At 71.8% G+C, this 13,210-nt stretch carries 15 protein-coding genes; 7 read left to right on the forward strand and 8 right to left on the reverse strand.

The features are described from left to right. The first annotated feature begins 94 nt into the window (after positions 1–94). The 6 genes from ACFQRD_RS08275 to ACFQRD_RS08300 all read left to right on the forward strand — a co-directional run bounded on the left by ACFQRD_RS08275 (position 95) and on the right by ACFQRD_RS08300 (position 6,695). A complete protein-coding gene (locus ACFQRD_RS08275) occupies positions 95–1,453 on the forward strand; it encodes an ABC transporter substrate-binding protein (protein WP_377803738.1) in 1,359 nt (452 codons plus the stop codon). Next, positions 1,450–2,673, forward strand: coding sequence for a carbohydrate ABC transporter permease (locus ACFQRD_RS08280; protein ID WP_377018316.1), 1,224 nt, complete (start codon positions 1,450–1,452; stop codon positions 2,671–2,673). Before ACFQRD_RS08275 ends, ACFQRD_RS08280 begins: the two co-directional genes overlap by 4 nt. After that, a complete protein-coding gene (locus tag ACFQRD_RS08285; protein ID WP_377018317.1) occupies positions 2,670–3,533 on the forward strand; it encodes a carbohydrate ABC transporter permease in 864 nt (287 codons plus the stop codon). Before ACFQRD_RS08280 ends, ACFQRD_RS08285 begins: the two co-directional genes overlap by 4 nt. Positions 3,534–3,691: 158 nt before the next feature. Continuing rightward, a complete protein-coding gene (locus ACFQRD_RS08290) occupies positions 3,692–4,768 on the forward strand; it encodes a Gfo/Idh/MocA family protein (protein ID WP_377803739.1) in 1,077 nt (358 codons plus the stop codon). Further along, the gene (tmk, locus tag ACFQRD_RS08295; protein WP_377018319.1) at positions 4,765–5,496 is read left to right on the forward strand and encodes a dTMP kinase; all 732 of its coding nucleotides are present in this window, start codon (positions 4,765–4,767) and stop codon (positions 5,494–5,496) included. The genes ACFQRD_RS08290 and tmk overlap by 4 nt, the downstream gene beginning before the upstream one ends. Further along, positions 5,493–6,695 (forward strand): DNA polymerase III subunit delta', encoded by a 1,203-nt coding sequence (locus ACFQRD_RS08300; protein WP_377803740.1) that lies wholly within the window; start codon positions 5,493–5,495, stop codon positions 6,693–6,695. The genes tmk and ACFQRD_RS08300 overlap by 4 nt, the downstream gene beginning before the upstream one ends. Before the next feature lie 71 nt (positions 6,696–6,766). Here ACFQRD_RS08300 and ACFQRD_RS08305 read toward each other — a convergent pair whose 3' ends face one another. The 4 genes from ACFQRD_RS08305 to nth form a co-directional block, all read right to left on the reverse strand. Further along, positions 6,767–7,831, reverse strand: a complete 1,065-nt coding sequence (locus ACFQRD_RS08305; RefSeq protein ID WP_377018321.1) for a DUF3027 domain-containing protein — start codon at positions 7,829–7,831, stop codon at positions 6,767–6,769. Positions 7,832–7,835: 4 nt separating this feature from the next. Then, on the reverse strand, positions 7,836–8,222 hold the full coding sequence (locus tag ACFQRD_RS08310) for a cold-shock protein (protein WP_377018322.1): 387 nt from the start codon (positions 8,220–8,222) through the stop codon (positions 7,836–7,838). Between the two features lie 246 nt (positions 8,223–8,468). Next, positions 8,469–9,176: an NUDIX hydrolase gene (locus ACFQRD_RS08315; RefSeq protein WP_377803741.1), complete on the reverse strand. Its 708-nt coding sequence runs from the start codon at positions 9,174–9,176 to the stop codon at positions 8,469–8,471. Beyond that, positions 9,173–9,952, reverse strand: a complete 780-nt coding sequence (gene nth, locus ACFQRD_RS08320; protein ID WP_377803742.1) for an endonuclease III domain-containing protein — start codon at positions 9,950–9,952, stop codon at positions 9,173–9,175. The genes ACFQRD_RS08315 and nth overlap by 4 nt, the downstream gene beginning before the upstream one ends. Before the next feature lie 158 nt (positions 9,953–10,110). Between nth and ACFQRD_RS08325 the strand changes: the two genes are divergently transcribed. After that, entirely contained in the window at positions 10,111–10,788 is a 678-nt protein-coding gene (locus ACFQRD_RS08325) for a Crp/Fnr family transcriptional regulator (RefSeq protein WP_377018325.1), read from the forward strand. 292 nt (positions 10,789–11,080) lie between these two features. On the opposite strand, the gene ACFQRD_RS08330 is transcribed toward ACFQRD_RS08325, so the two are convergent. The 4 genes from ACFQRD_RS08330 to ACFQRD_RS08345 form a co-directional block, all read right to left on the reverse strand. Beyond that, positions 11,081–11,902, reverse strand: coding sequence for an MBL fold metallo-hydrolase (locus tag ACFQRD_RS08330; protein ID WP_377792939.1), 822 nt, complete (start codon positions 11,900–11,902; stop codon positions 11,081–11,083). A 9-nt stretch (positions 11,903–11,911) separates the two neighbouring features. Next, complete coding sequence (locus tag ACFQRD_RS08335) at positions 11,912–12,448, reverse strand: RidA family protein (RefSeq protein WP_377018327.1); 537 nt, start codon at positions 12,446–12,448, stop codon at positions 11,912–11,914. A gap of 4 nt (positions 12,449–12,452) precedes the next feature. Continuing rightward, positions 12,453–12,623, reverse strand: coding sequence for a DUF4177 domain-containing protein (locus tag ACFQRD_RS08340; protein WP_377018328.1), 171 nt, complete (start codon positions 12,621–12,623; stop codon positions 12,453–12,455). Between the two features lie 103 nt (positions 12,624–12,726). Continuing rightward, positions 12,727–13,029, reverse strand: a complete 303-nt coding sequence (locus ACFQRD_RS08345; RefSeq protein WP_377018329.1) for a WhiB family transcriptional regulator — start codon at positions 13,027–13,029, stop codon at positions 12,727–12,729. Positions 13,030–13,210: the final 181 nt, after the last annotated feature.

Raw genomic sequence — 13,210 nt, forward strand, 5'->3', positions numbered from 1 at the left:
CCGGTTCCTTCCTCATTACCCCTCTTCGCGCCATGACCTGGGCGTAGTATGAATGCAGCAACATCCCCATCACCGTTGATGAAGGAGTTCTGTCATGCGTTCACATCTTTCCCGCCGCACCGTCATGGGTGGCGCGGCGACGGCCACCGCGCTCGGACTCGCCGGGTGCCTGCAGAATCCTGAGAACTCCGGCGGCAGCGGCGGCTCCGATGGCGGCGGGGGCGGGGGCGGTTCCGCCGGAGGCAGCCCGGGCGACGGTGTGGTCACGATCCTGGGAAACTTCGGCGGCGTCGAGGCCGAAGGGTTCAACGCCGCGCTCAAGAGCTTCACCGACGAGAGCGGCATCAGCGTCGAGTACACCTCCGACCAGGACTTCGCGAACTCCATTCGCACCCGGGCGAGTGCGGGCGATGCGCCGGACATCGCTCTGTTCCCGCAGCCCGGTGGGCTGCTCGAACTCGCCGCCGACGGCCACATCGCCCCGATCGGCGACGTGCTGGATGTGGACTCGCTGGAGTCCTCGCTGATCCCCGGCTTCCTGGAGGCCGCCACGGCGGAGGACACGATCTACGGCGCACCGATCCGTCTGGCCGTGAAATCCCTGGTCTGGTATCCCGCGGCGGCCTACGCCGACGGCGGCTGGAGCACCGAGCCGGCCACTCTGCAGGAGCTGCAGGGCATCGCCGACGAGATCAAGGCCTCCGGAACGGCCCCCTGGGCGGATGCCTGGAACGCCGATCAGGCGACCGGCTGGGTGGGCACCGACTGGCTCGAGGAGTTCATCCTGCGCATGCACGGGCCGGAGTTCTACGACCAGTGGACCTCTCATGAGGTGCCCTTCAACGACCCCAAGGTGGTCGAGGCCCTCGACGCGCTCGGGGAAGTGCTCAAGACCGAGGGCAACGTGCTGGGCGGCTCCGAGACCATCCTGAACACCGACTTCTCCGAGGCGTCCCTGCCCCTGTTCGAGGACCCGCCGCGAGCAATGCTCCACCGCCAGGGCAACTTCGTGACCGGGTTCTTCCCCGACGACGTGCAGGCAGACCTCGACAACGCCGTCGGCGTCTTCGCGCTGCCGCCCTGGGAAGGCGGCTTCGATGGCCAGCCCATCCTCGGCGGCGGGGATCTGGCAGCGCTGTTCGCCACCGAGGACGACGAGGCGAAGCAGGTCATGGAGTTCATCACCTCGAGCGACTTCGGCGGCGAGTGGGCCCAGGCCGGCGGCTGGCTGAGCCCGCACCAGAGCTTCGACAACTCCCACTACGCCGACGAGACCACCCGCCGGGTCGCGGACATCGCCTCGAATGCGGAGGTCTTCCGCTTCGACGGCTCGGATCTGATGCCCGGCCCCGTCGGCAGCGGCAGCTTCTGGACCGCGATGAACCAGTGGGTCGGCGGGGACAAGACGTCCCAGGAGGTCCTGGACGACGTCGAGGCATCATGGCCCCAGTGAGCAGCGCTGCTGCCCGCCCCCAGGAGCCCGATCCGGCTCCGGGAGCGGGCTCCGGCGCTGCGAGTTCAGCGGGGGGACCGGGCTCTTCGGGCTCGACAGATCCGTCGGCTCCGTCGGCTCCGTCGTACTCGACGGCGAAGCCGCTGCGGATCCTGATCGGCGCCGTCGGCCTCGCGGTCACCGCGTGGGCGGTGTGCACCCTGTTCCTGGCGTTCGCGTACTACCCCGCCTGGTTCGGCGGCAGCGACGTGATCATCGGGCTGACCGGCCTGGTCGTCGGCATCGGCGGCGCGGTGCTGTTCTTCCTGTTCCTGAACATGGCGATCGAGGGATTGCCGGGCCGGTTCTCGCGGGGCCTGATCCCCTACGCGTTCCTGCTGCCCGGCTTCTCCCTGATCGCGGTGATGCTGGTGTACCCGACGGTCCAGACCGTCGTGTACTCCTTCGCCAACAACGACTCCACGCAGTGGACGGGGCTGGAGAACTATGCCGCGATCTTCTCCTCGAACGGCTTCTGGCAGGCACTGATCAACAACCTCCTGTGGGTCGTCGTGGTGCCCGTGGTGACCGTCGCGTTCGGTCTCATGGTCGCCGTGCTCGCGGACAAGCTCTCCCCGACCGGGGAGAAGACCGCGAAGTCGTTCATCTTCCTGCCGATGGCGATCAGCTTCGTCGGGGCCTCGACGATCTGGGGTCTCATCTACGCCTACGACTCCCCCGGCTCGCAGCAGACGGGCGTGCTGAACGCGATCGTCGTCGGCCTCGGCGGAGAGCCGCAGCCGTGGATGCAGATCAGCGAGGGCCGCCTGAACTCGCTGCTGCTGATGGTGATCCTGATCTGGCTGCAGACGGGCTTCGCGATGGTGCTGCTGAGCTCGGCGATCAAGGCCGTGCCCGAGGACACCGTCGAGGCGGGGCGCATCGACGGCGCCGGCGAGATGCGCATCTTCTGGCAGATCGTCTTCCCGCAGGTGCGCGGCACCGTCCTGGCCGTATTCATCACGGTGCTGATCGTGGTGCTGAAGGTGTTCGACATCGTCTACGTCATGACCAACGGCCGCAACAACACCGATGTGATCGCGAACCTGTTCTTCCGCAAGCTGTTCACCGAGCAGCGAGCCGGAGAGGCAGCCGCGGTCGTGGTGGTGCTGCTGATCCTGGTGATGCCGGTGGTGTTCTACCAGGTGCGGGCCTACAAGCAGCAGGAGGCGCAGCGATGAGCGCACGCATGGCGGACGGCCGCCGCCGCTCCCCGGCCGCCATCATCGTGATGATCCTGCTCGGGGTGCTGTGGACCATCCCGACGCTCGGCATGCTGATCACGAGCTTCCGCAGCCGCACCGACGCCGCCACCTCCGGCTGGTGGACCGCCGTGCTGGGCCCCTTCGGCGCGGACTGGACGCTGGCCAACTACCAGCGGCTGTTCGAGAGCACCGCCCTGGGCTCCTCGCTGCTGAACTCGGTCGTCGTGGCCGTCCCCGCGACGGTGCTGCCGATCATGTTCGCCGCCTTCGCGGCGTACGCGTTCACCTTCACCCGCTTCCGCGGCAAGGAGCTCGCGTTCATCCTCATCGTGGCGCTGATGGTGGTGCCGATCCAGGTCGCCTTCCAGCCCCTGCTGAACCTGCTGGGACCGCGGGGACTGGGCATCTCCGGGGAGTTCGTGGCCGTGTGGCTGCTGCACTCGGGCTTCGGGATGCCGCTGGCGATCTACATCCTGCGCAATTACATGAGCGGGCTGCCGTGGTCGGTGATCGAGAGTGCGAAGATCGACGGGGCCTCGCACTACCAGACCTTCTGGCGACTGGTGGCTCCGATGTCGATGCCCGCGATCGCCGCCTTCGCCACCCTGCAGTTCCTGTGGGTGTGGAACGACCTGCTGATCGCACGCCTGTTCCTGGGCGGCGGCGCCAACACCACCATCATCGTGGCCCTGCAGCAGCTGCTGGGCACCCAGGGACAGGGCGCGGAGCTGCTGACCGCCGGCGCGTTCCTGTCGATGCTGATCCCGCTGATCGTGTTCTTCTCGCTCCAGAACTTCCTGGTGCGAGGCATGACGGCGGGCTCGGTGAAGGGCTGAATCGGATCACTGGGAGGCCGCCCCGGCGCAGTCTCGAGCGGCGCACCGCGGTATCTCGGACGGCGCGCCACGGAGTGCGGATTCAGCCGAGGGCGGACCTCTCCTCCCCATCGTCCACCATGGCAGTGGACGTCGGACGCGCTGGGTAGATTGGAGTCATGAGCGAGACCGCCGACCCCCGAGGCCCCGAGGCCCAGAACTCCCTGGCCCTGCCTGCCTCCACCGTCCCCGACCCGGCCACCGCGCCCGGCCTGCGCTGGGGCGTGATCTCTCCCGGTCACATCGCCGGGCAGTTCACCGCGACCGCACATCGCGCGACGGCCTCCCGAATGGTCTCCGTCGTCTCCCGCTCGGCGGAGCGCGCCGAGGCGTTCGCCGCCACGCACGGCATCGAGCAGGCGTTCACCTCGGTGGCCGACATGCTCGCCGCCGGCGGCCTGGACGCCGTCTACGTCGCCTCTCCCCACGCCCAGCACCATCAGCTGACCCGGCCCGTCCTCGAAGCCGGCATCCCGGTGCTGGTCGAGAAGTCCTTCACCCTCAGCGGCAGCCAGGCCCGCGACCTGCTGGAGGTGGCCCGTGCGCGCGGCACCTTCGCCATGGAAGCGATGTGGGCACGCTTCCTGCCGCAGTACGACGTGCTGCGGCAGGTCATCGCCTCGGGTCTGCTCGGCGAGGTGATCGAGGTCGCCGCCGATCACGGCCAGTCCTTCCCCGAGGACCCGGCCCACCGCATGTACGCCTCGGAGCTCGGCGGCGGCGCCCTGCTCGATCTCGGGGTCTACCCGGTCTCCTTCGCACAGATGGTCCTCGGCGATCTCACCGAGCTCGCGGTCCGCGGCGACCTCACCTCGACCGGCGTCGACGCCTACCTCGCCGTCCTGGCCCGCGGGACCGGCGGTGGCCGCGCCCGGATCTCGAGCACCCTGCTGGCGCGCACCCCCACCGAGGCCGTGGTCAGCGGCACGCTCGGCGCGGCGCGGCTGTCCGGCCCGTTCTTCGCGCCCGGCACTCTCACCGTCTCCCTGCTGGACGGCCGCACGGCGAGCTTCGAGCATCCCGGTGCGCCCGGCGACGGCATGGCCTACGAGATCGCCGAGGCCGCCCGCCGGGTCACCGCAGGAGACCTGGAATCCCCGCTCATGAGCTGGGCGGATACCCTGAGCGTCATGGACACGATGGACACCGTGCGCGCCGAGCTCGGCGTGGTCTACCCCGGGGAGGAGCGCGCGTGAGCATCCTCGAGACCGCCCGCGGCCTGCGCATCCCCTCACCGCATCCCCCGCGCCGAGGGGTGTTCATCTCCTTCGAGGGCGGCGACGGAGCGGGCAAGTCCACCCAGATGGCGATGCTGCGCGACCACCTGGTCAGCGAGCGCTCGGTCTCCGAGGAGCTGATTCTGACCACCCGTGAGCCCGGCGGCACCCCCCTGGGGGCGCGCATCCGGGAGCTGCTGCTGCACGGAGAGCACGTCGATCCCCGCGCGGAGGCGCTCCTGTACGCCGCCGACCGCGCCCACCACATCTCCACGCTGGTGCGCCCCCACCTCGCCCGCGGCGGCCTCGTGCTCGGCGACCGGTACCTCGACTCCTCGATCGCCTACCAGGGTGCGGGCCGGGACCTGGAGCCCGACTCGATCAGCTCGCTGTCGCTGTGGGCGGCCGACGGACTCCTCCCCCACCGCACGATCCTGCTCGACCTGCCCCCGGAGGTTCTGGGCACGCGCCGGGAAGCGGCCGGCCGTGATCGTCTCGAGCAGGCCGGCGAGGATTTCCACGCCACGGTGCGCCAGGAGTTCCTGGACCTGGCCGAGGCCGACGAGGAGCGCTTCGCGGTGATCGACGGCACCCGACCGCGCGAGGAGGTCCACGCCGAGGTGCTCGAGGCCGTCGCCGAGTTGCTGGACCTCTTCGACCCCACCTTCGAGGAGCTCCCGCACACCTCGCACCGGGACGAGCTGTGACCGCGCCGGGAACGCACCTGCCCGCCGGCCCTCCTGGCGGGGGCCACTTCGATCCGGCCTCCGGCGTGTGGGCCGACGTGGTCGGGCAGGAGGCCGCCGTCGCACAGTTCCGCCGTGCGGCGTCCCCGGAGGGCTCCCTCGCCCAGGCCTGGCTGATCACCGGCCCGCCCGGTTCGGGGCGGTCCACGGCGGCACGGGCCTTCGCCGCCACGCTCGAGTGCGAGCACGGCACCGGCTGCGGGCAGTGCCGGGCCTGCCGGACGGTGCTGGCCGACACCCATCCGGATGTCACCGTGGTCGCGACCGACAAGCTCTCGATCGCGAAAGAGGAGGTCAGGGCTCTGGTCATGACCGCCCAGCGGTCCCCGGCCACCGGGCCGCGCCGGGTGGTGATCATCGAGGACGCCGATCGGATGAGCGCGGGCACCTTCAACGTGCTGCTGAAGTCCATCGAGGAGCCCCCGCCCTCGACCGTGTGGATGCTCTGCGCGCCCTCGGCCGAGGACCTCGCACCCACCATCAGGTCGCGCTGTCGGGTGGTGACCCTCGCGGTGCCGTCCTCGGACGTGGTCGCCGAGCTGCTGCGGCGCCGCGACGGCGTGGCCGAGCAGCTCGCCGTGCGGGCGGCCCGCGCCGCGCAGGGACACATCGGTCTCGCCCTGCGCTACGCCACGCAGGAGGGCGCTCTGGCGGCGCGTGAGGACTCCGCGCGCACGCTCCTGGGCCTGCGCAGCACCGGAGAGGCGGTGCTGGCCGCGCAGTCGCTGGTGGACCGAGCGACCGCGGAGGCCAAGGAGCATGCCGATGCCGTCGCGACCGAGGAGAAGGAGCGTTTCCTGCGCTCTGCGGGCGTGGACGACGGGAAGGTGCCGCCGGCGCTGCGGGCGCAGGTGCGTCAGCTCGAGGAGGATGCCAAGCGGCGCCAGACCCGGCTGGTGCGCGACGTGCTGGATCGCTACCTGCTCGATGCGCACTCGGTGCTGCGCGATGTGCTCAGCCGCCAGCTCGGCACCTCCAGCGAGCTGGTCAACATCGAGGTCGCCGAGGAGGTCGAACGGACCGCGGCGAACGGCTCCGGGACGATCACCCTGGGACTGCTGGATGCGGTGGGGCAGGCTCGGGCCCGGATCAGCGGGAACGTGCCGCCCCTGCTCGCGATCGAGGCGCTGCTCTCGCGCGTCGCCGTCTCTCTGCGCTGACGCACGCCCGCGCGGAGCTGCGCTGGCGCGCGTCCGCGAGGAGCTGCGCGGGCAGGCGCGTCGGCGAGGAGTCAGGCCTGCGGCGTCTCGGAGGCGTCGGTGCTCGACTCGGCGTTCGCGTCGGCCGCCGGCTTGGCGTCCGGTGTCGCGGCAGCGTTCTCCTCGTCGGCGGCAGAATCGGCCTCGGGCACGTCGGTCAGCGTCCTGGACGCCGCCCCGACTTCCGTCGGCTCAGCGGCCTCGGCAGCACTCGCCGGCGCCGTCTTCTCGGCACCGCTCGCCGACTCGGCGTTCTCGTCGGCGCTCGCCGGCTCAGTGGTCTCTGTGGGCCCGACGGAGGCCGGGTCCTCGACATCGAGCTCCTCGACGCCCACGGGACCGGCGCCGGACCGCTGGATCTCGCGATCCTCGTCCTCCTGGCCGGTCTCGGAGTGCGCCCCGCAGCCGTACCCGAGGTGGACGACCCTGCCGTCGGCCGGGGACCACTCGTTGGTGCACACGCCGAACTCGCCGCGCAGGGAGCCGGCGAGCTGGGTGAGGAAGCCGCAGCTGCTGCAGGTGGCGGACACGGTGCCGCGGCGACCGCGGCTCGAGGTCTGACGGGGGCCGAAGTCGCTCTCCAGCCAGCGCTCGGCGGCGTCGGACCGGCCGTGCGGGGAGAGCACCCGCGGGCGGCCCAGGCCCAGCTCCCACAGCGCGACGCGGTCGGCGTCCTCGTCCCCGGTGGCCTCGTAGCCGGGCTCGAGCCGTTCGTCCTGCTCGTGGAAGGGGAGCAGATCGTCGGCGCCGATGTCCTCGGGCTTCAGACGCTCGGACCACGGCTCCCACTCGGGGGCGAGGATGGCGTCCTCGCCGGGCAGCAGCGCGGTCTCCGCCACGGTCGGCACCTTCGCGCGCGGTGCGCGGGCGATCACCGAGACCCAGGACCAGCCGCGGTAGCCCGGCATGGTGCATTCGAAGACATGGGTGACCAACCGCTCGCCACTGGCCTCGACGCGCAGGTGCTCACCGACCTGGCCGGGCTCGGTGACCTCGAGCAGCGCCTCGCGGGCGAGCTCGACGGCGTCGGCCGCGACCGCGTCCAGCCGGGGCCGGGCGGTGCGGGTGCGACGGGGGGCGATGGTCGACTGCGTCATGTATTCAGGCCTCGAAGTTGTCGGCGACGGCGCGGAGCACGGTGGAGATCTTCTGTGCGTGCGCGCGATCGGGGTAGCGGCCCTGGCGGAGGCCGTTGGATGCATCGTCCAGCAGACGGATGAGGTCCTCGACCATGCCCGCCATCTCGTCGGGCTTGGGACGGCGCGCGCGGCTCACCGACGGGGCGGGCTCGAGCATGCGCAGCGCGAGCACCTGCGGGCCGCGACGGCCGTCGACGATGTCGAAATCGACCTTGGTCCCCGGGCGGAGCGTGGCGACTCCCTCGGGCAGGGTCGAGGCGTGCACGTAAACACTCTGTCCGTCCTCGTCATCGAGGATGAAGCCGAAGCCCTTCTCGGCGTCGTAGAACTTCACCTTGCCGCGTGGCACGTGGATCCCATCCTTGTCTGCTGGTGTCGGTCTGCTGGTTCTGGAAGTCCGGGCGCGCGCGGAGCCGGGTTCGGGTCCGACGGGTTCTGCGTGCACGCACCCTGCATGCGTTCGGGCATGCAGTCGGCCGCCGGAGACCGTCCGGCAACGATCCAGTCTAGCGCGTGCAGTCCAGGCCGTGGCGAGCGCGCTCGACGCGGGTGACGTCGGGCACCGCTCGGGTGGTCGGCGGCGGCGCCTGCATGGTCAGCGGCGCCGCTGGGCCGGGATCTCGCGGGTGGGGTCCGTCCGCGCAACGGGCTCCAGACCCATCCCGGTCAGCACGTTCTCCAGGATCATGGCGGTGAAGCCCCACACGAAGGCGTCCTCGGGCAGCTCGAAGACGGGGCCGACCGGGACGCCGCCGAGCAGGCCGCGCCGCCGGTGCGCGGGATCGCTCAGGGAGCCGGGACCGGTCAGCGACGCCCACACCACGCGCTCCACCTCGATCGGATCCTGGACACCCAGCGCAGGGGCGACGGGGGTCCAGGCCAGCACCGGGGTGACCCGCTGGCCGCGCCAGGGCATCGGGATCGGTGCGAACGCCCCGAGCACCCGTACGTCATCGGGGTCCAGTCCGGTCTCCTCCTGCGCCTCGCGCAGCGCGGTCTCCACATCGTCGTCGTCCCCCGCGTCCCGTCCCCCGCCGGGCAGGGAGAACTGGCCGGGCTGGGAGCGCAGCGCGTTGCCCCGCTCCTCCAGGACGATCCGGGCGTCCTCGATCCCCGTCCCGGCGACGAGGATCAGCACGGCGCTGCGGCGCTCCTGGTCGGTGCCGCGGGCGGGGTCGCGGGGATCGGGGTCGCGGGTGACCAGCACGTCGCCGCTGCGCGCCCGGTCGGCGAGGGACGACAGGAACTGCGGGGTCCGTGCGCCGCCGCTGCGCGGTGGGTGAGGAGCGCTCGCGCCTCTCATACGGCGCCTGCGCTCGGGCACACGTCGTCCAGGACGCACTCGGGGCAGCGCGGTGACCTCGCCGTGCAGATCCGGCGCCCGTGCAGGATCAGCCGCAGCGAGAGCGCCGCGAGATCCTCTTCCGGCTCCTGCGGATGCTCCGCGCGGTCAGCGGGCCCCGCGGGCGGCCCTGCGGACTCCGTGCGTGCCTCGCCGGACGCCGTGCTCTGCGGGCCGGCCGGCGGACTGCTGCGCACCGCGGCGACCACGTCCTCCTCCACGGCCCGGGGGTCGGTGGCCGCGGTCCACCCCAGGCGGCGGGCGAGCCGGCCGACGTGCGTGTCGACGGCCAGCAGGGAGCGACCGAACCATGCGCCCCGCACGACGTGCGCGGTCTTGCGCCCCACACCGGGCAGCGCCTCGAGCGCCGCCTGATCGTCGGGCACCTCGCCGCCGTGCTCCGCGAGCAGCCCTCGGGCGAGACCGATGATGCGACGCGCCCGGGTCGGACCCATTCCCAACGGACGGACCACGTCGGTGACCTCGCTCTCCTCGGCCGCCGCCAGGGCGGCCGCGTCGGGCCAGGCGGAGAACAGCTCCGGAGTGACGGAGTTGACCCGCACATCGGTGGTCTGGGCGGACAGCACCGTCGCGACCAGGAGTTCGAACGCGTCGCGATGCTCGAGTTCCGTGCGTGCGTCCGGGTACAGCTCCCGCAGCCGGGCGCTGACCTCGGCGGCGCCGGCCGGCCCTGCGGGCGTCGGCGCGGCGCCCGCGGACGGGGTCGGCGTGGGCATCAGGACTGCTCCTCGTGGGAAGGTGGCGGGCCCCGGTGGCGCAGGCGCGATAGTGTTCCCCCATCATGTGACTGTGACCACCGCTGTTGGTTGCATCGGTCACAATGGGTAGCACAGCACGGTCCCGGACGTCCGGGGCCCCACCATCAGGAGGTTCCGTGGACGAGAACATCGTACGGTCATCGCCGCTGTTCGCTGCGCTCGACGAGGACGGCAAGCAGGCCGTGCTGGCGTCGATGAAGCAGGAGGACTATCACCGCAGCGCCATCATCTTCCGGGAGGGCGATCCGGGCGACCGGCTCTTCATCATCGGCTCGGGCAAGGTCAAGGTCGGCCACGCCTCGGGCGACGGCCGCGAGAATCTCCTCGCGGTGCTCGGCCCGGGCGAGACGCTCGGCGAGCTGTCCCTGTTCGACCCGGCCCCCCGCAACGCGACCGCGACCGTGGTCGCCGAGTCGGTCCTGTACTCGCTCTCGCAGCAGGATCTGTACCGGGTGCTCGCGCAGCGCCCCGAGGTGGGCCGTCACCTGCTCGCCTCGCTGGCTCGGCGTCTGCGCAAGACGAACGAGTCGCTCGCCGACCTGGTCTTCGCCGACGTCCCGGGCCGCGTGGCCAAGAACGTGCTCGACCTCGCCCAGCGCTTCGGTCGCCAGACCGACGACGGCGTGATGGTCGCGCACGGCCTCACCCAGGAGGAGCTGGCCCAGCTGGTCGGGGCGTCCCGCGAGACGGTGAACAAGGCGCTGGCGGACTTCGCCTCGCGCGGCTGGATCCGGCTGGAGGCACGCGCCGTCCTGATCTCGGACGTCGAGCGTCTGCGTCGCCGCGCCCGCTGACTCGGGCCGGCGCCGCCGACCTCGGACCACCGCCACGCCGGACCGAGACGTCGAATCCCCTGATATGTGCCACGACCGGCACATATCAGGGGATTCGACGTTGCGCGGCCGGTGTGTCCTCGTCGGCAGGCGGGCCCGCGGCGCCAGGGCGGGCGAGAGCGCCCTTCGGCGGGCAGGCCGGTCGGCGCGAACCGGTCGGCGCGAACCGGTCGGTCAGCCGAGGCCAGAGGGTCAGCCGAGGCCAGACGGCCAGCCGAGACCAGGCGGTCCGAGCCGCATGTCCCGGCCCGCCTCAGTTCCCCTCGGCCAGATGCTCCAGCGTGGCGCGCAGGTTCCAGCGCGCCGCCTCCTGCAGCGACGCGGGAAGATCAGGGCCATAGACGGAACGCACCAGTCGGTCCAGGGTGAGGACGCCTGCCGTGCGCGCCCGACGGACCTGCTCGATGCGCTCCTCGCGATGCGAGATCGCCTCCTCGATGGCCGCCAGCGCGGCGGGCGGCGACTCGTAGGCCGGGCCGTGACCGGGGTGGATCGAGCCGATCCGGCCGTCCAGCGCCATCGCGCGCAGGATCGCGAGCGATTGCAGGTAGTCACCGAGCGATCCGCCGTCGTCGGGCACGATCACCGTCGAGGAGCCTCCCAGCAGCGTGTCGCCGCTGAGCAGCCGGCCGCCGTCGAGCAGCACGGCCGCGGAGTCCGCGGTGTGACCGGGCAGGTGGATGATGTGTCCGACCATGCCGTGGTCGCTCTCCAGGCTGGAGGGCAGGGGCCGGGAGCCGGGCACGGCCACCTGGTCCGCCGCCCACAGCGGCACCTCGCGGCCGCTGCGGGCTGCGAGCTGGCGAGCCAGTGTCGCCGCGCCGGCGGTGTGGTCCAGGTGTCGGTGGGTGACCAGCACGCCCATGGGCCGTGCGTCCTCGCCGCAGCTGACCAGCAGCTCGGCGAGGTGCTCGGGGTCCTTGGGGCCCGGGTCGACCACCCACACCTGGTCACCGTCACGGATCACGTAGCTGTTGGTGCCGCTGAGGGTCATCGGCCCCGGGTTCGATGCGGGGACCGCCAGCAGTTCGACGGCGGGTCCTGCCGGGTCCCGCTGCGATTCGTCGTCGGACACGGCAGGGCCTCAGCCGGCGGGGACGGAGACGGGCGCGGGGCCCGGCACGAGCGGGGAGTCCACTTCCACCAGGAGATCCAGCTCCACCGGCGCATCCAGCGGCAGCACGGCCACTCCGACGGCGCTGCGCGCGTGCCGGCCGGCGTCGGCGAACACCGCGCCGAGCAGCTCGCTGGCGCCGTTGATGACCGCGGGCTGCGCGGTGAAGCCGGGATCGGAGGCGACGTATCCGGTCAGCTTCACGATGCGCACCACGCGGTCGAGGTCTCCGGTGAGATCCTCGATGGCGGCGAGGGCGTTGAGGCAGCAGGTCGCGGCGAGCTCGGCGGCCTGCTCCGGGGTCACGTCGGCGCCGACCTTGCCCGTGCGCGGCAGGACGCCGTCGACGAACGGAAGCTGGCCGGAGGTGTGCACGTGGACACCGGTCGCCACGGCCGGCACGTAATCGGCCACCGGCGCGGCGACAGCGGGCAACGAGAGCCCGAGCTCCTCCAGGCGAGCCCGGACGCGGGGGCCGGTGGTGGCGCCCTGCGCTGCGGCGGCCACCGGCTCAGGCCTCGGCGAGAGGACGCTTGAGGTAGGCGACCAGGTTCTCCGGGTTCGGCCCGGGGACGACCTGGACCAGCTCCCAGCCCTCCTCGCCGTAGTTGTCGAGGATCTGCTTGGTCGCGTGGATCAGCAGCGGAACGGTGAGGTACTCCCAGCGGGTGTGCGTGCTCATGGGGCGAGCCTACCGGCCACGGCCTGCTCCGGGGCCTCGCGGGACCGCCCGTGGACACGCGCCCGAGCGGATGGACACGCCCCGACCGGCCAGCTGCGACCGGTCAACTGCCCACGGCTTCCTGCGAGGCACGCCGCAGCACGGCGGACCAGTCGCTGACATCGGGATGCCGGCGCAGCAGCCGCCGGCGCTCCCGCTCCGTCATCCCGCCCCACACCCCGAAGTCCACACGGTTGTCCAGCGCGTCGGCCAGACATTCCGTCCGGACGGGGCAGGAGCCACAGGTGGTCTTGACCGCATGCTGCTCCGCGCCCTGCACGAAGAATCCGTCCGGATCCATGCTCACGCAGGCTCCGCGTGCCGCCCAGCTCGAATCGGCGCTGATGGGAGTCCCCCCGATGCTCATCTGCGTCCCCTTCCCGGGTCCTCGTCGACCCGTTTTGTCCATACTCTAGGGAGACCCACGCCACATCGCAAAACCCGGCCACCGACCGCGAGCACTCCTCGAGCGGCAGCGACCCGAGGACCCGGCCCGGTCTCGCGTTGTGAAGATTCCTCGGCCACCGGCCCGGCGTCTGGCCCTGCGT

The sequence above is a fragment of the Brachybacterium sp. GCM10030268 genome, assembly GCF_042666305.1.
In the GTDB taxonomy this organism is placed as follows: Bacteria; Actinomycetota; Actinomycetes; order Actinomycetales; family Dermabacteraceae; genus Brachybacterium.